The sequence below is a fragment of the Planktothrix rubescens CCAP 1459/22 genome (assembly GCA_904830895.1).
Taxonomy (GTDB): domain Bacteria; phylum Cyanobacteriota; class Cyanobacteriia; order Cyanobacteriales; family Microcoleaceae; genus Planktothrix; species Planktothrix agardhii.
This window is the reverse complement of sequence record LR882958.1, coordinates 2321747-2344501: the sequence shown is the minus strand read 5'-3', so window position 1 is coordinate 2344501 and position 22755 is coordinate 2321747. Positions and strand designations below refer to the sequence as shown.

General features: G+C 37.9%; 21 protein-coding genes and 3 pseudogenes. 13 read left to right on the top strand and 11 right to left on the bottom strand.

The genetic code is table 11. The features are described 5' to 3' along the window. The 6 genes and pseudogenes from NMG86_RS11000 to NMG86_RS10975 all read right to left on the bottom strand — a co-directional run. Positions 1-675: pseudogene (locus NMG86_RS11000) on the bottom strand (GAF domain-containing protein); the annotation flags it as partial. A 51-nt stretch (positions 676-726) separates the two neighbouring features. After that, a pseudogene (locus NMG86_RS10995) lies at positions 727-927 on the bottom strand (transposase family protein); the annotation flags it as partial. 243 nt (positions 928-1170) lie between these two features. After that, positions 1171-1668: pseudogene (locus tag NMG86_RS10990) on the bottom strand (protein kinase); the annotation flags it as partial. Positions 1669-1984: 316 nt separating this feature from the next. Next, entirely contained in the window at positions 1985-3088 is a 1104-nt protein-coding gene (locus NMG86_RS10985; protein ID WP_144018156.1) for a serpin family protein, read from the bottom strand. A 170-nt stretch (positions 3089-3258) separates the two neighbouring features. Next, positions 3259-4044, bottom strand: coding sequence for an endonuclease/exonuclease/phosphatase family protein (locus NMG86_RS10980; protein ID WP_026797634.1), 786 nt, complete (start codon positions 4042-4044; stop codon positions 3259-3261). Positions 4045-4053: 9 nt separating this feature from the next. Continuing rightward, positions 4054-5475 carry a dihydrolipoyl dehydrogenase family protein gene (locus tag NMG86_RS10975; RefSeq protein WP_026797633.1) on the bottom strand — a complete coding sequence of 474 codons (1422 nt, stop codon included), beginning with the start codon at positions 5473-5475 and terminating at the stop codon, positions 4054-4056. A gap of 414 nt (positions 5476-5889) precedes the next feature. Here NMG86_RS10975 and NMG86_RS10970 point away from each other — a divergent pair, with 414 nt between their 5' ends. From NMG86_RS10970 to NMG86_RS10960, 3 genes are read left to right on the top strand one after another with little or no spacing between them, the layout of a single operon-like run. After that, complete coding sequence (locus tag NMG86_RS10970) at positions 5890-5979, top strand: element excision factor XisH family protein (RefSeq protein ID WP_071782549.1); 90 nt, start codon at positions 5890-5892, stop codon at positions 5977-5979. A 27-nt stretch (positions 5980-6006) separates the two neighbouring features. Next, positions 6007-6147, top strand: a complete 141-nt coding sequence (locus NMG86_RS10965; RefSeq protein ID WP_081696189.1) for an element excision factor XisH family protein — start codon at positions 6007-6009, stop codon at positions 6145-6147. Next, the gene (locus tag NMG86_RS10960; RefSeq protein WP_026786931.1) at positions 6135-6470 is read left to right on the top strand and encodes a XisI protein; all 336 of its coding nucleotides are present in this window, start codon (positions 6135-6137) and stop codon (positions 6468-6470) included. The genes NMG86_RS10965 and NMG86_RS10960 overlap by 13 nt, the downstream gene beginning before the upstream one ends. A gap of 83 nt (positions 6471-6553) precedes the next feature. Here the strand turns inward: NMG86_RS10960 and NMG86_RS10955 are convergent, their stop codons facing one another. After that, a complete protein-coding gene (locus tag NMG86_RS10955) occupies positions 6554-7564 on the bottom strand; it encodes a CHAP domain-containing protein (RefSeq protein ID WP_051319519.1) in 1011 nt (336 codons plus the stop codon). 212 nt (positions 7565-7776) lie between these two features. Here NMG86_RS10955 and NMG86_RS10950 point away from each other — a divergent pair, with 212 nt between their 5' ends. After that, on the top strand, positions 7777-10239 hold the full coding sequence (locus tag NMG86_RS10950) for a tetratricopeptide repeat protein (RefSeq protein ID WP_026797632.1): 2463 nt from the start codon (positions 7777-7779) through the stop codon (positions 10237-10239). A gap of 42 nt (positions 10240-10281) precedes the next feature. Here the strand turns inward: NMG86_RS10950 and yidD are convergent, their stop codons facing one another. Continuing rightward, entirely contained in the window at positions 10282-10689 is a 408-nt protein-coding gene (gene yidD, locus NMG86_RS10945) for a membrane protein insertion efficiency factor YidD (RefSeq protein WP_052338694.1), read from the bottom strand. Between the two features lie 485 nt (positions 10690-11174). On the opposite strand from yidD, the gene NMG86_RS10940 reads away from it, so the two are divergent. Then, positions 11175-12038 (top strand): amino acid ABC transporter substrate-binding protein, encoded by an 864-nt coding sequence (locus tag NMG86_RS10940; protein ID WP_026797631.1) that lies wholly within the window; start codon positions 11175-11177, stop codon positions 12036-12038. A gap of 67 nt (positions 12039-12105) precedes the next feature. Here NMG86_RS10940 and NMG86_RS10935 read toward each other — a convergent pair whose 3' ends face one another. Continuing rightward, entirely contained in the window at positions 12106-12303 is a 198-nt protein-coding gene (locus NMG86_RS10935; protein ID WP_026786935.1) for a hypothetical protein, read from the bottom strand. Between the two features lie 229 nt (positions 12304-12532). Between NMG86_RS10935 and NMG86_RS10930 the strand changes: the two genes are divergently transcribed. The 3 genes from NMG86_RS10930 (at position 12533) to NMG86_RS10920 (ending at position 15653) form a co-directional block, all read left to right on the top strand. After that, the gene (locus NMG86_RS10930; protein ID WP_026786936.1) at positions 12533-13300 is read left to right on the top strand and encodes a pentapeptide repeat-containing protein; all 768 of its coding nucleotides are present in this window, start codon (positions 12533-12535) and stop codon (positions 13298-13300) included. 283 nt (positions 13301-13583) lie between these two features. Beyond that, entirely contained in the window at positions 13584-15293 is a 1710-nt protein-coding gene (locus tag NMG86_RS10925; protein WP_026797630.1) for a hypothetical protein, read from the top strand. 51 nt (positions 15294-15344) lie between these two features. Continuing rightward, positions 15345-15653 (top strand): small RNA NsiR4-regulated ssr1528 family protein, encoded by a 309-nt coding sequence (locus NMG86_RS10920; protein ID WP_026797629.1) that lies wholly within the window; start codon positions 15345-15347, stop codon positions 15651-15653. 98 nt (positions 15654-15751) lie between these two features. On the opposite strand, the gene NMG86_RS10915 is transcribed toward NMG86_RS10920, so the two are convergent. Together NMG86_RS10915 and der are read right to left on the bottom strand one after the other, a co-directional pair. Then, positions 15752-16252, bottom strand: coding sequence for a KGK domain-containing protein (locus NMG86_RS10915; RefSeq protein ID WP_026797628.1), 501 nt, complete (start codon positions 16250-16252; stop codon positions 15752-15754). 241 nt (positions 16253-16493) lie between these two features. After that, complete coding sequence (gene der / locus NMG86_RS10910; RefSeq protein WP_026786940.1) at positions 16494-17858, bottom strand: ribosome biogenesis GTPase Der; 1365 nt, start codon at positions 17856-17858, stop codon at positions 16494-16496. A 162-nt stretch (positions 17859-18020) separates the two neighbouring features. On the opposite strand from der, the gene NMG86_RS10905 reads away from it, so the two are divergent. The 5 genes from NMG86_RS10905 to psb34 all read left to right on the top strand — a co-directional run bounded on the left by NMG86_RS10905 (position 18021) and on the right by psb34 (position 22567). After that, positions 18021-19271 carry a NupC/NupG family nucleoside CNT transporter gene (locus NMG86_RS10905; RefSeq protein ID WP_026797627.1) on the top strand — a complete coding sequence of 417 codons (1251 nt, stop codon included), beginning with the start codon at positions 18021-18023 and terminating at the stop codon, positions 19269-19271. Positions 19272-19499: 228 nt separating this feature from the next. Beyond that, a complete protein-coding gene (locus NMG86_RS10900; RefSeq protein WP_043938699.1) occupies positions 19500-20375 on the top strand; it encodes a sulfurtransferase in 876 nt (291 codons plus the stop codon). 134 nt (positions 20376-20509) lie between these two features. After that, positions 20510-21337, top strand: coding sequence for a thiazole synthase (locus tag NMG86_RS10895; protein WP_026797626.1), 828 nt, complete (start codon positions 20510-20512; stop codon positions 21335-21337). Between the two features lie 383 nt (positions 21338-21720). After that, positions 21721-21882 carry a ribbon-helix-helix protein, CopG family gene (locus NMG86_RS10890; protein WP_141292963.1) on the top strand — a complete coding sequence of 54 codons (162 nt, stop codon included), beginning with the start codon at positions 21721-21723 and terminating at the stop codon, positions 21880-21882. A 514-nt stretch (positions 21883-22396) separates the two neighbouring features. After that, positions 22397-22567, top strand: coding sequence for a photosystem II assembly protein Psb34 (gene psb34 / locus NMG86_RS10885; RefSeq protein WP_144018157.1), 171 nt, complete (start codon positions 22397-22399; stop codon positions 22565-22567). The last annotated feature ends 188 nt before the right edge of the window (positions 22568-22755 follow it).

Genomic DNA, 22755 nt, shown 5'->3' with positions numbered 1-22755 from the left:
TCACCAAGGATGGAATTGACTTGAATTTCTCCTCTGTGTTTTTCTACCACAATTTGACGGGCGATCGCAAGCCATTACCATTGAATTTAGTATATTTGGCAAGTCTTCTAAACTATAATCTAAGTCAATTTTTTCCGCATGGTGTTGAATTTTCTCCCCCGGATTGGGGAAAGTTTCTCGATAGAGTTGTAAATGAGCGTTTTTTAGATTATTTATTGCATCCTCCAAATCTTGAGATTTTTGCTGTTCTTGCTTATACAGTCGGGCATTTTCCAAAGAAATTGCCACCTGAGTACAGATTAAATTTAGGAGTTCAACCCGATCGCTGGTAAATGCTCCGATCGTCAAATTATTTTCTAAATATAAAACTCCGATCAAATTTCCTTGATTCAAAATCGGGCTACAAAGGATACTTTTAGGCTGATGTTTGTGAATATAAGAATCAGCAATAAATCGGTAATTGATCGCCGCATTAGCTAATACCAAAGGTTCCCTAGTTCGCTCAACGGTATTAACTAAAATAATCGCTAAATCTAAACTAGATTCTAGGGGAATTGAGGGTAAGAGTTGCGGTGATTTTCCCTCCTCTACCAAGGCAACTAATTTTAACGAACTATCTTGTTTAAAAAGCAACACACACTTACTCGCTCCGGCATTTGTAATCACCATTTTTAGGAGAGTATTGACACTCTCAGGTCTGAAGACACTGAGATTCTGCGGACAGGATTAGTTTAATCTAATTCTCGCTACGACTGCCGCATATCGTCTACTGAGTTGATTAAGCGACAAACCTAATCTTCCCGATACTTTTTTTAAAATATTAGCTGCACCATTTAAGTCAGCATTAACAACAAAACCATCAGATGTCCGATAAAGACCACGCTTAATTCTATTCCCAGATGCTTTCCACCCCATCGGTTTTTCACCGTATTGATGTTGTAGTTCACTTCCGGTCGCATAAGCAAGTTGACATCGGTTATAAATACAGTAAGCCGCGAACTCTAAATCTCCCGATATCAAACCTGCTTGATAACCTTCGATTAAAGGCATTAATACCGTGTAAATAGGCTGTTGCCAAATCCGCACAATCAGAGATTTAGAAGTTTCTGAAACTATTGCTAAAGTTGACAAATCAAATTGCGCTCCAATACAAGCTGCTAGTTTCAAAACCTCCTGAGTTTCTGGCGGTAATTTAGCAATATGACAATGGACTAACTCCATAGAGTCATTGGATTGAAAAGGTAATTTTTTTTGTGAGTAATTTGTAGAAAGTTACACCTAAAGAATAAAAGTCAGTTCGATAGTCAACTCTCGATAGAGTATATTTAAGGTATTACAAAGGGTAATTGCTATCTGTAAAAAATCGCTTAAAGAGAGGATATTTTTCCCTTTAACCATCCATTCTTGCAGAGATATCCCTCCAAAATCTTCCATAACTAACAGATAGCCATTTTGGTAGACTTCTAGGCTATAAGTTTCGATGATTAGAGGGGATTTGAGATGTTTAGTAATCGTGTATTGATTGCAAAACTGTACTAATTCGCCAAAGGTGGGATAATCATTTTTCAGATGTTTAATTATCACAGATAATTGGTCACTCTTACGGATAGCCCGATAGACTAAAGTGCGACTTCCTGAATAAAATGTGAGGTTAGTTAAATGTGTAATTTATAAAGTTTTGTGATTAATTTTTTCATAATTGATTGCTGTTTACTTAATTTTTTGGTAGCTTGATTAGAATTTTATCACGATCATTAGGGAATCACCCAAAATTTGCCCAATTTTTGAACAGACAAATGATGAGTTAGTCTGGCTATGCAGATATGCTGAAATTTATTTAGCTTTTAAATCAATCAATTAATTCCCACTAATTTACTCTTTGATCTGGCGATACCCTGAGTTAAACTGCTGTAAATCGCCAGATTTTTGATGGGCTATATATATGTAGCATAGCTGCGTAAGTTCTGAATTCTAAAATACTGAATCACTTAGTTTCTGGATTAACTAATCGACCCAAAAACAAAATATTCCCGGTGTGATTTTCACGGATTAAAAAAATAAATGGGTGATTAGCCTCAAACGATGGCGGCGGACTTCTTACTCCCCCCAAAACTCCTGTTGCTGCTGTTGCTTCACTCCCTTCTTCGTTGACATCAATAAAAGCTTGATGAAACACTTTTTCAATATACAACCAGTTTTCTTGACCATCCATTCCAGAAAAATTAGCTTTATCCTGATTAAACGCATCTGTAACCCCCATCTGAGCTAAGGTGTTACTGAGTTCTGATTGAAAATTTACCTTAAAGCGTGGTAAAGAAACTTCAACGTTTTGTTGATCAACCGACTCTATCCAATTAGAAAGATTTTCAACAGTCAAATTCTTTTCGAGTTCCGTCAATCCATTTCTTTCTATGGGTAACAGAATAATCATTGAGAAATTATCCCCGACATAGGGCAACTCAAGCACTTGAACTTCTTCAGTTTCAGTATAGCCAACTCTTTTATTTTGCTGCATCATGGGTACTTGAATCTGACGACTAGGTGTTACCCAAAATGGTTCTGTTTTCGTTGAATTCTTATCAAATGGAATCGCCCAGTTTCCATTAAAATAAATAGCATTAACCAGTACCAATCGTGTTAGGTCAGTTAAAGCATCTGAAGGAATCAATTCATTGATTTTATTTTGGGTTTGTTCAGCAACCCATTGATTAATGGTATTGCGTGCAGTCTGTAAATCATTATAATAATCAACAGGTGTAATTTTGACCTGATAATATTTGTCTAATAGTGTTAAAAAACTTTCAAGGAAAGGATATTTGATTTGAGGATATAAAGAATTGGCACTCAGGAGCAAAACATCATCACTCTGTTGTCCTACCTTTAATTGCTCAGAAAAGGTCGCATGAAACTGTTCTCCTGTAGAAAAGCGAAAGACTTGGGCAATTTGTTGTTCTGTCTGTCCACGAGCACCTGCATAGGTCATCGCAAATGCAGTAGAAATACTGTAGGGAGAAAAGAAAAGGTTTCCTTCAGTCGCTTGCAGAGTTTGATAAAAATTTAGTGCAAAGTCATTGTTTTTGTTTGCCATTTGTTTAACTCTATGATAAACGGGTTCTTTAGTTATTTTAGCATAACGGCTTGGCTGAAATACTGGATTTTTGATCAAACTGGATCAAACTAGATTGGGAATTCTCAACAATACTAGATATCCTAAAAATTTTAACATATTAATTTCTGTTCGAGGTTTCCTTGTTCAACTCAGAAATCTAGTTTCTGAAATTCTGCAATGACTGGAAAATGATCCGACGGCCAAATATCTTCGATTTGATTAATATCAATGGTAACAGATTTTAAAGCCATCCGATGATCATAATAAATCGTATCAACGGCGGCGATCGCTTCACCTGTAAAATTATGAAAGGTCTGTTGAGATTCTAAGGGAATATCGGATAAACTATCTAGTAATTGAATTTCATTAGCAAGGGGTTTTAATAAAGCTTGACGTTCTTCGCTCTTGGGTTCGGTGTTAAAATCTCCGGTTAATATTAATAAGGAATGTTCAGGGTTAACTTGATTCAAATGTTCTATAATTAAAGGAATACTCAATTTTCGAGCTTGTTGACTATAATAATCTAAATGGGTATTAAAAACGGTGATTTGTTGTTGGGTTTCCCAGGAAATAAACACTCCCCAACTTACCAGTTTAGGGGTAGCATTTCCCCACTCTGAACTTATACTTCCGACTAATTTAGGAGTATCACTTAACCAAAAATCTTTTGATTCAATACATTGAAACCTTTTAGTTTGATAAAAAATAGCACAATGTTCTCCAGTTCCATTACCAATTTGATCCGTCCCAATACTTTGATATTGAGGTAATAATCTGTGTAAATCTAAGATTTGATGGGCTTTTCCTTCTTGAGTTCCAAGAATATCAGGGTTATACTTTTCTATTAATTTAGCAATAGCATGACGACGAAACTTCCAATCATTGTTACCTTGATCTGGCTTGTCATAACGAAGATTTAAAGTTATAATTTTCATGGGTTATGATTAAAGCGATCGCCTCCAATTAAAAAACCGTTCTAAAAGCTTTTGTTGCCAAGTATTAGCTGCATATTGTTGTTTTTGTAACAATAACGCCGCCTTACTATTAACTTCCGATAAAGTCAGATAAATATGAATCCCAGTTAAAGCAGAAACCTTCAAACGATGGGACATTGCTAAAACAATTTCATGAATTAACTCTCCGGCGGATGCACCCACTAAATGAGCCCCTAAAATTTCACCATTACTCCGAGTAATAATTTTAGCAAATCCTAGGGTTTTTGCTTCAGCAATGGCGCGATCAACTCCCGCAAAAGGTTGTTTCAAAACACAAATATCATCTCCATACTGTTCCTTTGCTTGTGCTTCTGTTAACCCAACTCTGGCTAATTCAGGATCGGTAAAAGTCGCCCAAGGTATCACCCGATAGTTAACTTTACTAATCGGAAAAAATAGGGCATTGGTTAACACCACAACGGCTTCATAACCCGCAACATGAGTAAATTGATACCCCCCAATCACATCACCGCAAGCGTAAATATACGGGTTAGTTGTTTGGAGTTTATGATTAACTTTAATCCCCGATTGATTAATAGTAACACCCGCCGCTTCCAAATTCAAGGATTCAACATTAGGAACTCGTCCAACTGAAACTAAAATTTCATCGGCTAAAATAATATTATTCCCCGCAATAATTTTCTTTTTGCCATTTTCTATTTCAACTCTTTCCGCTTTAGTATTATTTAAAATTACAATATTTTCCGATAATAATTGATCTTGAACTACCTTTGCAGCTTCAGGATCTTCTTTCGGCAAAATCTGATTTCGACTCGATAAAATTGTCACCTTTGACCCTAACCGTGAAAAGGCTTGTCCCAGTTCACAACCAATCGGCCCCCCTCCAAAAATTGCTAAGGATTCAGGACAATTTTGTATAGAAAATATCTGTTCATTAGTAAGAAAACCCGCTTGATTTAACCCTGGAATATTAGGAATAGCCGCCCGGGAACCCGTGGAAATTACAAAAGCTCTAGCGGTTAGTTTACGCCCATTAATACTGAAGGTTTTGTTATCTAAAAACTGACCATCTCCAAAAATAACCTCAACTCCTAAAGATTCAAACCGTTCGGGAGAATCATGGGGTTGAATAGTAGAAATAACCTGTTGAACATGACTTGCAGCTTTGGCAAAATTAATGTTATAATTATCAGTATAAATCCCAAATTTAGCCGCGTTTTTTACTTCATAAGCTACCCGGGAAGCATGAATTAAAGACTTACTAGGAACACAGCCAAACCATAAACAATCCCCCCCTAAGCGATCGCGTTCTATTAAGGCAACTTTTGCCTTTAATTGGGCAGCGGCACTAGCAACAACTAACCCCCCAGAACCACCTCCAATCACCACTAAATCATATTCAACGGCCATGATTTTACCTTTAAATTGTAGAAACCGGATTTCTTCAGCTATCCTTCTATTATGCAGCAAAGGTTAAGGCAGAAACCCAATTTCTCGGAATACTAAACAGTTAATACCTGTTCTGCGGTTAAGGATAATTCCGAAAAAGTGGGTGATATAATCCGATCATTCCCTCTAAATTCGTTATGATCGCAACAATTAACCCTATCCTAACTGCGGTTACAATCGTTAATTGTAGCGTGTGTTAGTACAGCGATCGCATCATCTAGGATATCTTGAATCATTGGATCATTAATCAACAGCCTTGAATTAAAATTCAGGCTCAAAGCTAAAACCTATTAAAATAGGTTGAAAGCTGAGTGAATTTAAAACTTTAGTTAGTTAAAATTGACTAAAGTTTTTAGTATTTAGGAGTAAGGATAGATGCCAGCTAAAGACTTTTATCATGATCCAGTAAAAAATGCCTTGGTTAAAGATGGCTGGACGATTACAGAGTCAGAGAACTTTTTGTAGATTTGGGGTTAACTAAAACCGGATTGTTTGTTGTATCTGGCTGTTCGTAAAACAACCTATCAGGCGATTTTTTCTGAGCCAATTGGACAGTTAGTGATTAACAAATATCGAGTTAATTTATTAATTTTTGAAAGTCAAAAGGAGGAAATTGTTCAATGGATAGTTTAGTTCAATATCGAGAAATTATTCAAGAAAAACTTAAAGAATATACAGAAATTCCCTATGCTTATGGGGATTTACAATGTCGTTTGATTGTGAGTGAAGATAGGAACAATTTTTTATTGATTACTTTGGGATGGGAAGATGATGTACAGGTTCATGGGTGTTTGGTTCATATCGAGGTGATTGGCGATAAAATTTGGATACATCGAGATGGATTAGAGGATGGAATTGCCAATGAGTTAGTTAAGGCAGGAATTCCTAAAACTCAAATTGTTTTAGGGTTTCATCCCCCTAATATTCGTCCTCACACGGAGTTTGCTGTTAATTAATAATAAAAAGGGGAGGGTTCAGTGAAATTTCTTGCAGGTATTCGAGATATTGGCGAACCCGCCCCTACGGAAATTATATTGAATTAAGCGGAGAGAAAATCGGATGAAGAATAGCGAATTGTGCTATTAGCTGTGGATACATTACGAGCGATCGCTAATACTTCACTATTATTACTGCTTAAAACAATAGCGGTATCATTTGCAGAGAAGCCGTAAAGATTACCAGGCTTAAGGGCATATTGACTTAAACTACCTTGGATTTTGATATAGTCATCCCGCCAGTTAAAATCCTCAATAACAGCATAACTATTTCCTAAGTAACCTTTGCCGTAAGAATCACCAATAACAAAGGTATCTACACCTGCATCTCCCCTTAAGTAATCAATTTCTCCATTACCACTAAGACCACTGTAATAAAAGGCATCCAAGACATCGTTGCCATTACCACCCGTTACGGTATCGTTTCCTGTCCAACCCATTAATGAATCATTCCCATCATTACCAAATAGTTGATCATTGCCACTATTCCCATTAAGGGTGTCATTTCCTGCGGCTCCTGATACGGTGTCATTTCCAGCTAAACTATTGATATTGTCGTTACCCGCACCACCAGTAATATTATCGTTACCAGATGTGGGAGTTCCCCCCGGAGTTGGCGTTGTTCCACCAGTTATAGGTACAAATTTCGCACTGTTAAATGCAGTTGTACCAGGGGAAACAGTGCGCGAGTTGAAATATTGTCCGGCAAAGTTTGCTTCCGACATAGTGAATGAGCCATCAGCGTTAACTCGTTCTACAAAACCTACATGACCGACATCATATGATCCCCCTTGCCAGGGGTCCCAAACAACAAAACTATTAGCTGATGGTTGACGAGTCCATCCTCCTAAATTATCATCCCACTGACCAGCATTTCCAAACCATTTTGCACCTAAGCCTTGATTGTTTTGAAATAGCCCTTTTTCAATGGCACGACCATAAGCAAATTCCGTACACCAAAAAGTAGGATCATTGTTACCAGCAACAATCTTATTGCCTGCTGCTTGATAGTTGATAGAACTAAGATTGATTCCAAAGTCTGAAGGACTAGGCATGATTTTGTCTCCTTGAAAGATGAGTTGATTAACTGTTGTTCTGAACACTAGATTAAAGATTTTCTCTTGAAGCGTCAGTAGATTAAAGTGAGTAATTAAAAATCATTTTTTAACTTTAAATCAGGTAATAAAGTTACCCATAGTTAACCAAAGTAAGTCAAAGTCATCTATAGTTATTATTTAGAGGCTGCGACTTACCAGTGGATACATCTATGGACATCACTTCAGCGTTGGACTTTATCAGTTCACAACTAATGGCCAAGAAGCTCAAAACCTTGAGTACCCTTGAAACTACTATCTTGAAAGAAGCGTGGAAGGGTAAAGATGGCAAAAGTTATGACGAAACTGGAAATAGCGAAGGGTTTGCAGGTGAAAGTGTTAAGACGGCTGCATACAAGCTTTGGCGAAGGTTGTCAAACCTATGTGCAGAAAAGGTAAATCGGGATAATGTACAAGCGGTTGTAGAGCGTTACTATAATAAAGTTGCGATCGCCTCTCCCTCCACACCTATACCCTCTGCACCTAATTCTATTGAGAGTAACAGTGCGATCGCAATTGCCGAAAATATTGTTAACGAAAATATTAATTTTATTGGTCGGGAAAATGCGATCGCTCACCTTAAAACCAAAATCAATCAAGGTGCAAAAATTATTTTAATTCAAGCCGCAGCAGGAATTGGTAAAACAACTCTGGCTACAGAATTTCTGAAGAATCAAAATTTTGATAAAATCTTATATTTGACGATGGCGAAGGAAAGGGAAACCATCTCGCCTGTTGAAAGTATTGTTGAGGAATGGCTAAGAAAGGATTTTGAGGAGGAACCTGGACGGGATTTTATGGTGTCCTTGGGACGGCTAAAACGACTGTTACAAAATCAAAAAATTGGGATATTAATTGATAACTTAGAACCTGCACTGGATTCTGAGTTTAGATTTATTGAACCCCATCGAAGTTATATTGAACTATTGAGGATGTTAACAGATCCGATGGTGCAGTCAGTAACTTTAATTACCAGTCGTGAACGTTTGTGTGAAGGGGATATTACGGTTGAAACCTATCGTTTACCTGAGTTAGACTATTGTGCCTGGAAACAATATTTTGAATATTATCAGATTAATAATCATGATTCTATTTTAACTGAAATGCACAAAGCCTATGGGGGAAATGCTAAGGCGATGCGGATTCTTTGCGGTGCAGTTCAAGAAGATCCTCAATATCAAGGAGATATTCAAGCTTATTGGAATTTTAATAAAGCTGAAATTTTAGCTAAACCTGATTTAAAAAATTTAGTAAATTCTCAATTTAACCGTTTGCAAGAACTTGATATTAATGCGTTTAAATTATTGTGTCGGTTGGGGTGTTATCGTTATCAAGATGTTCCCACTGTTCCTGATAATGGGTTATTGTGTTTATTATGGGATGTTCCAGAAGGTGAACAGCGCAGGGTGATTGAGTCGTTAAAAAATCGTTCTTTAGTAGAAGTTAACAAGGGTGAATTTTTTTTACATCCAATGGTTAGGGAAGAAGCGATCGCACGTTTAAGAAAAAGTGAAGATTGGGAAACAGCTAATATTAAAGCTGCGGAGTTTTGGACGGATAGTGTTAAGACGGTTGAAACTGTACAAGATGCACTGAAAGCGTTTGAGGCTTACCATCAGTATGTAGAGATTAATGACTTTGAGCAAGCAGGTTCTATAATAGAAAAAGAAAGGGATAATAAATGGGAAAAAGGTGAATCACTAGGTAGATCATTTTCTAGATTTGGCTTATTACAACAAACTGCTTCATTAATTAATAAAGTTAAAGACAAGCTAGATAATAGTTATGTTAAAGCTAAATTATATAATATATTAGGTTATATAGAAGGGCTAAGAGGCTATATATACCAAGCAATAAATCATCATAAGGAATCTAAATCAATAGCAGAAAAAATACAAACAATATATATTGATTCTGAACAAAGTCCAGAACTAGATTTTTATTTATATCAATTGTATAGATTATCCGTTGTATCCTTATTTAATCAAGGATTGTGCTATTTAGATATAGGGGATTTAGGACAATCTTATCTTTTATTTGAAGAAACGATTTTCACACTCTCTAACAAAAAAATAATCTTAATAACACAAGAGAATCAACTTTATCAAGATCACTTTTATCATATTCAATTATGCAGTTATGTTTACCTTGCTTTAATAAATTCATATTGGGGTAACACTGAAACAACACTATCTTATCTTAATAAAAGTAAACCTTTAAAAGAAGCTAAAGTGACTATTTGGAGCCAAGGTTACAAATTGCTATGCTTCGGAATAATATATAAGAATATAGGTGAAACTCTAAAGTCATTTCAAATGTATAATCAAGCAATATCATTTGCTGAAAAAACTAACTTTACTCAAGTAAAAGCCAAAGCCATAACAGGTCTAGGAGAACTTTATCGAATACAAGGCGAATTTGCAAACGCACTCACCCATCATCAAGAATCTATAGAAATTTTAGAATATATTGGTGCTAAATGTGATCTAGCGGAAGCTTATTATCAACAGGCTTTAACCTATCAACTGATGGGAGATAGGGAAAACAGCAAACCTAATTTTGATAATGCTATTCAACTATTTACAGAAATTGAAGCACCTCGACAAGTTGAGAGGGTGATAAAGTCAATCATTTGAGAAAAAGCAGGTTATTCTAGCAGCATAGTCTGTGATTCAACCTTAAAAGCAACTACAATTTGACCCGTCACCACAGTCCGTGATAAAGCAAAATGAAACATCACAAATTCCTTGTAAAATATCTTCAGGTTTGCATTGACACTTCTGACTGATTAAGTTTTGACACGGACGCTGTTTTTTCTGGGTTTCACTATGGAGAATAAGAGAAGAATTTTTACAAGATTTGAAGCGTTGATTCGCTAAGGGAATTGCATCAATTATACCATATTTTGTAATCAATTTTTTAATATATTGAGAGCAAGAATCAGTCTTGTGTAAAACTCGATATGCACAGGAGAATCCTTTACGGGGAGAAATATATTTTTGATATCCTGTAATTGCTGCGATCGCAGTTTGATTCACAGCAATTTCTAAAGTGTTTCCTAATAAATCGGTAACTGAACTTTTCATGACAATATTGCCTTTTAAGTAGAAATAAATCAAGGATGTGATAGACCCATGATCAAGATCAATTGATTAAGAATTTTATTCTGTACTGGATGTTCCGATTAACTGACCATTAGCCCAAATTATAGATGCTTTTGCTATGAAATTCACCGATTTTCCACTGACCCTTCATAACTCACAAGCGTCATACCCTCTAAAAAAGAGAATAAAACCCCAAAAATTTTGTAAACTTAAATGCTAAGTAGTTACACAAAATAAATTACCTAGTTGAGAGAGGGAACAGCCCCCCCAAACCCCCCGTGCACGGGGGGTTTGGGGGGGAGGGAACAGGGTGGAGGATGTGTAATTAATTTTGTTTAGGTACTTATTAATCACCAAAATCCTATAACTGGTTTCTAGTAAATATATTTTTTTTTCCCTTGCCTTTAGTTCCCAATTAATGTTATAGGATGACAGGAGGTTTTAATCTGGTTAAGAATCTAATGCAAATGGACAAAAAACTTGCTGTTTCTCTTTTGAGTCTTCTTTTCACCATTAGTTTTCCCCTCTCGGTTTGGGCGGAAACTGTGTTAGAAAAAGTCAGCCGGACAGGGGTACTGACGGCCGGGGTGAGGACGGATGCGGTTCCCTTTGGTTATACAGACAAAAATGACACTTTACAAGGGTATTCCGTTGATTTAATTAAACTTATTCAACAGCGCCTAGAAAAACAACTGAATAAACCGATTAAATTAGAATTAAAAACCGTTGACCTGAAAAATAGATTTAATCAGGTAGAAACAGGTAAATTAGATATTGTCTGTGAAGCTACCAGTATTACTCCAGAACGAGAACAAAAGGTAGATTTTTCTACTCCCTATTTTACCAGTGGTATTCAACTTTTAGCAAGAGAAGCGGATGCAGAACGTTTAAACCCGACTCTCACTTCCGAAACCAAATTAAAAACAGTCAGGGAAAGTAATATTACAGTGGGATTCCTATTGGGAACAACGACAGATGATCAATTCCGTCCCATTTATCCTGAAGCGAAATGGCAAGTTATTGGAAGTCGTGCGGATGGAATTCGTCGCTTAAAAGCGGAGGAAATTGATTTGGTTGCTAGTGATGGGATTCTATTATTAGGCGAATTGTGGCAACAAGGACTAGACTTTAAAGCCTTTGCTTTAGTCCCCTCACAACCCCTAACCTTTGAAAATTATGGTTGTATTTTACCTAAAAATAGTTCTCAATGGGGAACTTTAGTTAATCAAACTATTACCAGCGAAGAAAATACCCAACTCTGGAATAAATGGTTTGATCCCAAAACCGGGCGTTTTCCTTATCAACGGTTTCAAACTAGCACAAAATCTTAAAAAAATAGAACCACAGGCTGTTAATTCCTGTGGTTTTAGTTCTGGGTTTAAGAGTAATTTATGATATTTAATCAACAACATGAATTAGCCCCCGTCTTAAGCGTTCAAAAACTTGATCAATATAGGAATGTTCCTCTACACTTAATGAGTCTTTGGAAAGTAGCAATGACATCAATAATCTTTGGTCATTGCGGGTGATTTTTCGAGAGCAAAAAATTTGATTGACTAATCTTTCAACACTAACAGAGGGTTCAGTTATTAACATGGGAAGCACCTAAAACAAAAACGGGTTCTGTCTTCTAATATTATTGATTGAAAGGATAATTTTACCAGTGACAGAACCCCTGAAATGAATGTGATTAAAGTCACTTTTTAATCGTGATTTTGATCAACTTAATATAAATAGAGATAAAATCGAAAGTCTGCTTGATAACGGTAGCAATTACCCCAATAATATTCTATCATAGCGATAACAATCTTCTGATTAGTCTATCATGAAACAAAAAATTATCGCTGGTGTTGCTCTGTTAGCAGTATTCAGTCCCCTAACCCCAGCCCAAGCCGAAAATTTACAGCAGACTCAACAACTTCTTTCAACTAAACAATGTCAAAATTGCGACCTCAGTGGTGCGGGTTTGGTACTGGCGAATTTAGTCGGTGCTAACCTCAATGGTGCTAATCTGGTGGGAGCGAACCTTAGTCGAGCTAACCTGACGGGAGCAGACCTGCGGGGGGCAAACCTAGCTGGGGCAAGTTTATTCGGGGCTAACTTAACCGGGGCGAACCTGGCGGGGGCTAACCTCAACGGTACGGATTTAAGAAGTTCCTACCTCAGTAATGCGATTTTAGATGCCAAAAGTATTAATAATGCTCAGTTAGTTGGTGTTATCGGACTTCCGGCGAGTGTGGGCGATGCGGAGGACTTTTACCGTCTGGGAGTGAGTGAAGCTAAAGCGGGACATTATGTTAATGCTATTGATTTTTATAATCAAGCATTGAGATTAGATGACAAGTTAGCCGCAGCCTATTTTGCTCGCAGTATGGCGCTGGCTGATTTAGGGAATTTAACGGGGGCTATGGCTGATGCAAAACAAGCCGAACAACTGTATAAAACTTTAAATTCCCCAGAGGGCGAAAAAGTTTCCCTCCAGTTAGTTGAAGCCTTGGAATATAAATTAAATCCAGAAGAAAATAAACCTCGGGGCGGATTTGTCGGAATGTTAGAATCGGCGGCCCCGATATTATTAAAGTTGCTGTTTTAATCCAAAAAATCCTAGGAGCAAAACTCGTTTAAAAATAGGAGTTGATTTGAGCTAAAATAATTTAATGCCAACTATTATATAGCAATCCTATTTGAGTTGTGTTTAAAATCCCTGATCAAAAGGGAATAGAGAACAGCCCCCCCAAACCCCCCGTGCACGGGGGGCTAGGGGGGGAGGGATCTGGGGTAATACTTCTGGCCGTTTCATATCAGCATTAAAATGTTACAACCTATTTAGGATTGCTATATCATGGCTTTAGGGGAGTTCAGGGGAGAATAAATCAATGGGCGATCGCAAAAGTAAATCCTTATGGAATTCGATTAGTCAAAAAGCAGCCAAAGCCAGTCAATCTTTAACGGAAAAAGCCACCGAAGCCGCTAAAAATTCCGTATCCCATGCGGGAGAAGCCATTACCCATAAAGCCACCGAAGCCGGAAAAACGATTCGGGATACAGCCACCCATTCCGTAGAATCTACTTGGAAAAAAGGTCAAGATTGGATAGATTATTTGGGTTCAGAATTAGAAGAACCTTTATCCAATCCCCACGGAACTGATTGCAGTTTAGATGAACTGTATCATATTTTTATAGCCTATCAAACAGCCGATCAAGGGGGAAGTCAAACCGTTACCTTAAAAAACGGTAAAACCTATACCGTGAGAATTCCGCCCCACCGCACAGAAGGAGCAAATTTACGACTAAAAGGCTGTGGAATTAGGGGAAATGATGCCTTTTTAGTCCTGCATAGTTTTTATAACTCAGAATTGAATATAGATCGACAAATCAATCGTTTAATTAATCAATTCTCTCTCTATGAACAAACTAAGACTAGATGTTTAGAAGCCTATAATCGTCTCAATAATGGACAAGCAACCCAAGATTTTACTGCCTTAGATTTATTAGATTATTTGGTGCTAACCTCTAAACTGTATTCTGATATCGGTCAACGTTATATTATTGCCAGCCATCATTCCCGTTGTTTGACCTTAGAACATTGCTTAGAAAAAGCCTTAGAAACATCAGATTTAGAGTTAGAAGAAAAAAATCAGTTAAAAGGAACCTATCAATATATCCGTTCAGGGGAAGCGGTTCCCGATTTAGATGCGTTAACAAAAATTGATACGATTATTCTCAATTCCTCCTTAAAATCCAACTTAAAAAAATACTATTTGCGCGGAAGTATTACCGCCAGAGTTTTAACCTTAGATATTCTGATTATTAATACTATTTATAATCAATCCCAGTTATCCGAATCCGATAAAAAGCGCTATGCAAAAACCTATATTCAACTACGAGAAGGGAAAAATATTCTCGATGCTTTAACCTTAATTAGTTTAGATGAATGGATGATCAATGCAGAGATTCCAGCCCAGGGAAAAGTGATTTATCAACTCATCCGTCAACCGAATTTAGCTTTAAACAATGAGTTTGATGATGATGAATATTTAGAAGCATTTAAAACTATTCAAACAACGATGCAATCTATCTTAGAAAAGCATCAAGATTATCCCAGAATTGATATTCAACGGATTGATATTGCGGAGGTCAAAATAGATCGATTAGCGGAAAAATCCTATAATTCTGTTTCTCGGGGCGGCTTGGGTTTATTATCAGGAAATGTAATTATTAAAGGGGCGATTCCTTTAATAGAAATGACCGCTAGGGTGGCGATCGCAGAAGTAGCACAAAAGTCAATTTCTGATAAAATTAAATTAGGGATTCCGACGGTTTCTGAAACCAGAAATCCCTCCACAGCGATCGGCAATAATTGGATGGCGGTGGGTTCCTTTGGAGAGGGGGAAAAACCAATGGATCATCTATTCGGTGCGGCATTTTATCGGACAATTATGGGTGAAATAGACGGGGTAAGCGGCTTTGCTGAACCCGCTAGTAATAAACCGATTCATCAGGGGTTAGGACTGCTGAAACTCTTGAAAGGACAACCGGATAAACAACGAATTATTAAGGATTTGGAAACTAGAATGTATCGTTAAACCTTTAACGGTAAAATAGAATTGTTTAAAGATTAAATTGGATAATTTCCCATGACTTCAGAAGCTAATATATCAACGGAATCAACAACGGGTGCGGATGCAATTGATGTGGCGATCGCGAAAGGAATTGACTTTGATGGTACAGCAATTCCTCCGGTTAAGTTAGATCTTTACCATAAAGTTATGGGTTTAGAAGCCGGACGTCAACGCAGTGGTGTTAGTAATACCATGCGGTCTCGAATTGTTCGGATTGGTGCTAAACATATTCCTGAAACTGAACTGAATCAATTATTAATTGATGCGGGATTTCAAGGCTTAAAAGAGAAGGAAATTCTATTCTATTATGGCGGTAAATCCTAAATAATTGAGTCATCTAATATTTATACGATAGGCCATTCGTTGTTGCGCTTGTTGTTGCGCTTTAGCGCATGGGCGACGCATCGTAACAACGAACTTTATTATTTATAAATTTGTAGTTGTTGTCTCAATTCATCCAATGCAGCATCAGAGGTTTCTAATGGTTCAGTTTCGTCGGGATAGAATTGTAATTCTATATCAATTTCCGATTTTGGGTAAGATGGAGATTTGGGATCATAAGTAAAGTTTTTATAGTCTTCAGGAAAAAAGTTAACAGTGCTTTTTATAATTAATTTGCCACTAATCCAACCTTTACCAGAAGTTAAACTTAATAATTTACATTCAATAGACCCACTAACATTACTCCAAGAGCTTTCTGTTAATGGTAGTCTTACTTTATCATCAATTATATAATTATAATTATTAAGAATATTAAATAAAAGTTTTAACCTTTGTTCTTTCGGATAATGATTGGGGTCATCGTAAATTTTTTGATTCAAAGAATACATCGCAAATTCTTTAAACCTAGCAACAGTAAAAGTATCTTTATCAATCAATAAAAGATCGTCATCACAAGTTAAAGGATAAAAATTATCAGTCATTGGGCTTAACCTCAAAAGCAAATGTAGACATAAATCGCCCCTATCCTCAAAACCTATTAATCAAAATAGAATCATTCTTGGGTATATTATAGGAGAATTTAAGAAATACCTAGGGAAATATAGCAATCCTAAATTCGTAATTCATAATTCGTAATTCGTAAAGCGCGGGAATCGACTGCCTTTTGCCATGGTCTTAAACTCTCCATAACAACTTCAAACGCTCCCCGCCTCCCCTGCTTTCTTATTTAACCCGGGTGGCTCGGTTAGCCGGATTTCGTTCAATTTCTCTGGCAGATTTTCCTCGCCAAATTAACTTAATCGGTGTGCCTTTAAAGCCCAATTGTTTACGGAATTGACCATCAATATAACGACGGTAATTGTCATTAAATCGTTTAGGATCATTAACAAATAAAACCAGCGTCGGAGGTTTACTACTGACTTGGGTTCCATAGTAGATTTTCCCCTGTTTCCCTTGGCGAGTGACGGGGGGAGAATGCCAACTAATCGCTTCTTCAATCACTTCATTAATTACGGCCGTTGATACTCGTCGTTCGTGACCTTCGGCGGCAGTATCAACTAAATTCAGAATTTTTTCAACCCGTTGACCCGTTTTAGCACTGATAAAAATTAATTCCGCCCAATCCATAAAATAGAGTTTGGCTCGGACTTCTTTTTCATAGTCTAAAATAGTATAGGTATCTTTCTCGATCGCATCCCATTTATTCACCACAATTACACAGGATCGACCTTCTTCAATAATTCGATCTGCTAATTTTTGATCTTGATCCGTAACTTGATCAATCGCATCAATCACAAGTAACACCACATCCGCCCGATTAATAGCTTTAAAAGCTCGATTAATCCCAAAAAATTCCGCCCCATATTCCACATTTTTCTTGCGTCGAATTCCGGCGGTATCAATTAAGCGATAGGTTTTTCCATCCCGTTCAATTACTGTATCAATTGCATCTCTGGTTGTCCCCGAAATCGGACTAACAATGGCGCGATTTTCCCCTAAAAAGGAATTCAATAAACTTGATTTTCCAACATTCGGACGACCAATAATTGCTACTTTAATTTCTTTTTCAGTTTCGATTTCATCAATCGGGGGTAAATGTTTAATCAAATCATCTAATAATTCCCCGGTTCCCGATCCATGAATCCCAGAAACCGGATAGGGTTCCCCTAGTCCCAATTCCCAAAAATCGGCGGCTTGAACAATTCCAGTGGTGGGAGATTCACATTTATTTACTGCTAATAAAATCGGTATTGATTGTTCTCGTAACCAACTTGCGATCGCTTCATCCCCACCCGTCAAACCCACCTGACCATCTACCACAAAAATCGCGGCGGTGGCTTCGGTTAAAGCGATCATTGCTTGTTCTCGAATCATGGGCAAAAATTCTGTATCATCATCAAAGACTAAACCGCCCGTATCGACGACTTGAAATTCTCGATCCTGCCAAAAGGCGGGGCGATAGGTGCGATCGCGGGTAATACCGGGCTGATCATGCACAATCGCTTCGGGATTTCCCGCCAAACGATTGGCTAGAGTTGATTTTCCGACATTGGGACGGCCAATAATAGCAACAATAGGTAAAGACATAAATCTGTTTGGTAAGACGTAATTAACGGTAGGGGTATAATTGCTTTTCTCCTACAGTGTGCTGGGGCTAACAGTAATTGGCAAAGGGTTGATTTTGGATTCTGACGCTTTTTGCACAGCATTCTGATTGTACATTGAAAATCTACATTAAATCAAACAATTATGGAACGTGGAATTTCACTTTTGGGATTATTTGTTTTTGTAGGAATTTCCTATCTCTGCTCTGTGAATCGTCAAGCGGTGCGTTGGCATCCGGTTTTATGGGGGATTGGATTACAGTTTATTTTAGCCGTACTCATCCTCAAAACTCAGGCTGGTTTTGCTTTATTTGAGTTTTTAGGAAATGCGGTCAGTCACTTTCTTAACTTTTCTGATCAGGGGGCTAAATTTGTTTTTGGAGAAGATTTTCAAGACCATTTTATTGCTTTTAAAGTTTTACCAACAATTATTTTCTTTTCCTCTTTTATTTCTATTTTATATCATTATAAAATTTTACAAAAAATTGTAGAAGCTGTGGCTTGGGTAATGATGCGAACTTTGAAAACATCAGGTTCAGAAACTTTATCCTGTTCGGCGAATATTTTTATCGGACAAACGGAGGCTCCGTTATTAATTAAACCCTATATTCATACCTTAACAAATTCAGAACTTCATGCGGTGATGACTGGGGGATTTGCCACCATTGCCGGAGGGGTGATGGCCGCTTATATTTCCTTTGGGATTCCCGCCGAACATATTCTGGCGGCTTCTGTGATGTCGGCTCCTGCTGCTTTAGCAATTTCTAAAATATTCTATCCTGAAACGGAAATCTCTTTAACTAAAGGAAAAGTTAAAATAGAAGTTCAACCCACTTCTGCTAATGGGATTGATGCGGCGGCAACTGGCGCCAGTGACGGGATGAAATTAGCTTTAAATGTGGCGGCAATGTTAATTGCTTTTTTAGGATTATTAGCCTTAATTAATGGGGTTTTACAATGGTTGGGAAGTTTTTGGGGGATGCCTTCTTTATCTTTAGAAGGAATTTTGGGTTATTTATTTGCTCCGGTGGCTTGGTTAATGGGAATTCCAATCGCAGATTGTTTACAGGTGGGAGTTTTATTGGGTAAAAAAACAGTTCTAAATGAATTTATTGCCTATTTAGATTTAAAACAATTGATCGAAAATTCTCAACAAATTGCTCAAGGCAAGGGGGGAGAAAATACCCTTTCTACAATTTCTGAACGGGCTATAATTATTTCTACTTATGCCCTCTGTGGGTTTTCTAATATTGGTTCGATTGCCATACAAATTGGGGGAATTTCTGCGATCGCTCCCGAACGACAAGCCGATGTTGCTCGATTAGGAATTAGAGCGATGATCGCGGGTTCTATTGCCTGTTTTATGACCGCTTGTATTGCTGGTATATTATTATAATAAAAAACAGCCCCCATCCTCGTCAAAAAATGATTAATTTTTGTAAAGCAAAACCAAAAACTTGCAACATTATTTTACATTAATTGAGTCGATTCAAAACTACAATATTAATAAAACATAAAAAGATTATTTGCTGTTGCTAGACTTATGAATTATTTGTCTACTTTTGTTTCTCTTTATAAAAAGATATTATAATAATTGTTATGGTTACTGATTCTTGAAATTACTATGACTGCATCTCAATTGATCGTTTCTCCAAAATGGTTAGCAGAACATCTCGAAGATGATAATATTGTGATTGTAGACTGTCGGTTTTCCTTGGCCAATCCCAAATTAGGACAACAACAATATCAAGAAGGTCATCTTCCAGGAGCATTTTATTTAGATTTAGACCAAGATTTATCAAGTCCGATTCAAAAACACGGCGGACGTCACCCCTTACCTAACCCAGAAAAACTATCAGCAAAGTTATCAGAAATTGGTATAACTTCTCAACAAACCTTAGTCGTTGCTTATGATGATTCTCGGTTAGCTTTTGCTTCTCGGTTGTGGTGGTTATTGCGTTATTTTGGGCATAATCAAGTTGTTTTATTAGATGGAGGGTTTAGTCAATGGAAAAATTTAGACTATCCCATTAGTTCTAATATTCCTAATCCAAAATTAGGAATATTTAAGCCAGAAATCCAGTCAGAAATGTTAGTTGATATTGAAACTGTAAAAGCTCGAAAAGACTCACCCGGAGTGGTGCTGATTGACTCCAGGGAACCCGAACGCTATTTGGGAAAAACCGAACCCATTGATCCAATTGCTGGATGTATTCCGGGGGCGGTAAATTATCCTTGGCAAGAGGTGACAGAAACCACGGGTTTTGTTAAAATAAACGAACAATCCCAACGCTGGCAGAATATTAAAGACTCAGAAGAAATAATCGTTTATTGTGGTTCAGGAGTTACTGCCTGTGTGAATTTATTTTCCTTAGAATTAGCAGGAATTGATCAAGCTAAATTATATGGGGGAAGTTGGAGTGATTGGTGTTCCTATTTAACAGAAGCACAAAAATCAGATCACGGATTTAAGATGATTACGCAGATTAACACAGATTAAAATTAGAACACGGATTTAAGATGATTACGCAGATTAACACAGATTAAAATCTGTGAAATCCGTGAAATCCTCCTAAATCCTTGATCCTCATTACCCATTACCCATTACCCATTACCCATTACCCATTACCCATTATGCAAACCATAGAAAAAACTAACTCATCTTTCCTTGATACTTCCTTAATTATTGCGGGAAAAACCTTTAAATCTCGGTTAATGACCGGGACGGGGAAATATCGTAACCTCCAAGAAATGCAGGATAGTATTACCGCCAGTGGGTGCGAAATTGTTACCGTGGCCGTTAGACGAGTCCAAACCCAAGCCCCAGGACATGAAGGGTTAGCCGAAGCTATTGATTGGAGTAAAATTTGGATGTTACCAAATACCGCCGGATGTCAAACCGCAGAAGAAGCAATTCGGGTGGCTAGATTAGGACGGGAAATGGCAAAATTATTAGGACAGGAAGACAATAATTTTGTCAAATTAGAAGTAATTCCTGATAGTAAATATTTACTTCCTGACCCGATTGGCACGTTAGAAGCGGCGGAACAGCTAGTCAAAGAAGGTTTTGCCGTTTTACCCTATATTAATGCCGATCCGCTGCTGGCGAAACGTTTAGAGGATGTTGGCTGTGTCACGGTGATGCCTTTGGGTTCTCCCATCGGTTCAGGACAGGGAATTAGAAACGCTGCCAATATTGCCATTATTATTGATAATGCCAGGGTTCCAGTGGTTGTGGATGCTGGTATTGGTGCGCCCAGTGAAGCAGCCTTAGCGATGGAAATGGGGGCGGATGCGTTATTAATTAATTCGGCGATCGCCCTGGCCCAAAATTCCACCGCCATGGCCAGAGCTATGGGAATGGCCACGGAAGCCGGACGTCTGGCTTATCTGGCTGGGCGAATTCCGGTCAAAAGCTACGCCCAAGCGTCCTCACCCCTAACTGGGACAATCGCCCGTTAAACTGTCAGTCTTCAAATTATTAAGTTTTTCCATGGAGTTTGACACTCCCACGGGTGAACCGCGTGGGATTCTCCTGTCTAGCCCCGATTGCTCGGTATTCATGGAGTTGCCCCCTACTGTTTCCAGAATTGCTTCACAGCAATATTAGAGGAGAGTACGAGACTCTGAGGAATGCCAAGTACCTCGTCCCAATTGACGGCTACGACTATTACAGTCTTTGGCTCTGCCAAGATTTTTCGGAGCTTTCTGTAGTCAACAGGGATAATCACAGTGGTTGCCTTTTTCTCGCCATTGACAACTTGTTTTTAAGGAGGTCAGAACATCTGACCAGATAAGCGAGGAACATCCTTGCTATACTCTGATAATAGAGTCTTAAATAGAGTATGTCAAGGGAAAAGAAAATTCAGTTTAATGTTAACGAGAAAGAATATGAACGTCTCAAAAGTCATGCTGAATCAGAAGGATTATCAATGGCTGAAGTTCTTAGGGATTACATTAAAACCCTCACACCCCCTAAAGGGGGTCGCACTACATCCCACGACTGAAGTGCGTGGGCTTTGTGCGAGGTTGTTGTAAATTTTTGTTATCAGAAAAATGGGTTTAAAACCCCTAAGTTCTACTTAGGCTTTTTATTGAGTTGTCAAGAATATCCAATAGTGTTACCATAACGATAACAGGAAAGGTAAATAACCTGTATAAAAACCTAGTTGCCTAACGGTAAAACACTGAACCCTTCGACTGCGCTCAGGAGAGCCCTTGACAAGTGAATCTATAGGGTTCTACTGCACAGTTTTAGCCTCTCCCCAGCAGTGGGTAAAAGATTCGTGGGAGCTAGACAAGCAGTTTTTGAAACTAATTTGTTTCAATTAAAAAAAGAACTCGCATTCAGGCGAATAGGGTAGGGCATACCCAAATTTACGCTTGGGGAGAATCCCACCTCTGGTTAAAGCACTGCAAGGTACTTTGATTAAGTGGTTTCGCTGAACCAAGAATCCCCACGCCTTCAGGCACCGGGAGTGTCAATCTTGATCCCAGATAGTAACATAAGGATTTTTCATCATGCCCTATATCAATGAACAAGGTGGACGTCTGAATAACTTCGCAGTGGAACCTAAAGTTTATACAGCCGAACCCCCTACCAATTCACAAAAACGGAATTATATTATCGGTGGTCTTGCTGGGATTGCCTTGGTAGGGGTTTTATTATTCCTTGCCTTCACTGTATCCTGAGATATTAATCATTCAGTCCGGGCGGGTTTTGGGTATTTTTACGTTTGCTAATCGTAAAATGCCCCCCGGATTTGAAGCAAACCACAAAGATATAGAGACACAAAGAATAGGAATAACCCTTAAAAACCCGCCTCTCTCCTGAACCTGAACCGCCAGATGGAAGAAGATAATTAGATGTCCTAGGTGAT

What these genes read in the sequence shown, in the direction of transcription:
- NMG86_RS10935 (WP_026786935.1), bottom strand. Translation starts at nt 12,303, where the DNA reads ATGTTAATAACTGAACCCTCTGTTAGTGTTGAAAGATTAGTCAATCAA.
- NMG86_RS10900 (WP_043938699.1), top strand. Translation starts at nt 19,500, where the DNA reads ATGACTGCATCTCAATTGATCGTTTCTCCAAAATGGTTAGCAGAACAT.
- NMG86_RS10920 (WP_026797629.1), top strand. Translation starts at nt 15,345, where the DNA reads ATGACTTCAGAAGCTAATATATCAACGGAATCAACAACGGGTGCGGAT.
- der (WP_026786940.1), bottom strand. Translation starts at nt 17,858, where the DNA reads ATGTCTTTACCTATTGTTGCTATTATTGGCCGTCCCAATGTCGGAAAA.
- NMG86_RS10960 (WP_026786931.1), top strand. Translation starts at nt 6,135, where the DNA reads ATGGATAGTTTAGTTCAATATCGAGAAATTATTCAAGAAAAACTTAAA.
- NMG86_RS10925 (WP_026797630.1), top strand. Translation starts at nt 13,584, where the DNA reads ATGGGCGATCGCAAAAGTAAATCCTTATGGAATTCGATTAGTCAAAAA.
- NMG86_RS10905 (WP_026797627.1), top strand. Translation starts at nt 18,021, where the DNA reads ATGGAACGTGGAATTTCACTTTTGGGATTATTTGTTTTTGTAGGAATT.
- yidD (WP_052338694.1), bottom strand. Translation starts at nt 10,689, where the DNA reads ATGAAAAGTTCAGTTACCGATTTATTAGGAAACACTTTAGAAATTGCT.
- NMG86_RS10940 (WP_026797631.1), top strand. Translation starts at nt 11,175, where the DNA reads ATGGACAAAAAACTTGCTGTTTCTCTTTTGAGTCTTCTTTTCACCATT.
- NMG86_RS10915 (WP_026797628.1), bottom strand. Translation starts at nt 16,252, where the DNA reads ATGACTGATAATTTTTATCCTTTAACTTGTGATGACGATCTTTTATTG.
- NMG86_RS10930 (WP_026786936.1), top strand. Translation starts at nt 12,533, where the DNA reads ATGAAACAAAAAATTATCGCTGGTGTTGCTCTGTTAGCAGTATTCAGT.
- NMG86_RS10975 (WP_026797633.1), bottom strand. Translation starts at nt 5,475, where the DNA reads ATGGCCGTTGAATATGATTTAGTGGTGATTGGAGGTGGTTCTGGGGGG.
- NMG86_RS10970 (WP_071782549.1), top strand. Translation starts at nt 5,890, where the DNA reads ATGCCAGCTAAAGACTTTTATCATGATCCAGTAAAAAATGCCTTGGTT.
- NMG86_RS10980 (WP_026797634.1), bottom strand. Translation starts at nt 4,044, where the DNA reads ATGAAAATTATAACTTTAAATCTTCGTTATGACAAGCCAGATCAAGGT.
- NMG86_RS10895 (WP_026797626.1), top strand. Translation starts at nt 20,510, where the DNA reads ATGCAAACCATAGAAAAAACTAACTCATCTTTCCTTGATACTTCCTTA.
- psb34 (WP_144018157.1), top strand. Translation starts at nt 22,397, where the DNA reads ATGCCCTATATCAATGAACAAGGTGGACGTCTGAATAACTTCGCAGTG.
- NMG86_RS10955 (WP_051319519.1), bottom strand. Translation starts at nt 7,564, where the DNA reads ATGCCTAGTCCTTCAGACTTTGGAATCAATCTTAGTTCTATCAACTAT.
- NMG86_RS10890 (WP_141292963.1), top strand. Translation starts at nt 21,721, where the DNA reads ATGTCAAGGGAAAAGAAAATTCAGTTTAATGTTAACGAGAAAGAATAT.
- NMG86_RS10985 (WP_144018156.1), bottom strand. Translation starts at nt 3,088, where the DNA reads ATGGCAAACAAAAACAATGACTTTGCACTAAATTTTTATCAAACTCTG.
- NMG86_RS10950 (WP_026797632.1), top strand. Translation starts at nt 7,777, where the DNA reads ATGGACATCACTTCAGCGTTGGACTTTATCAGTTCACAACTAATGGCC.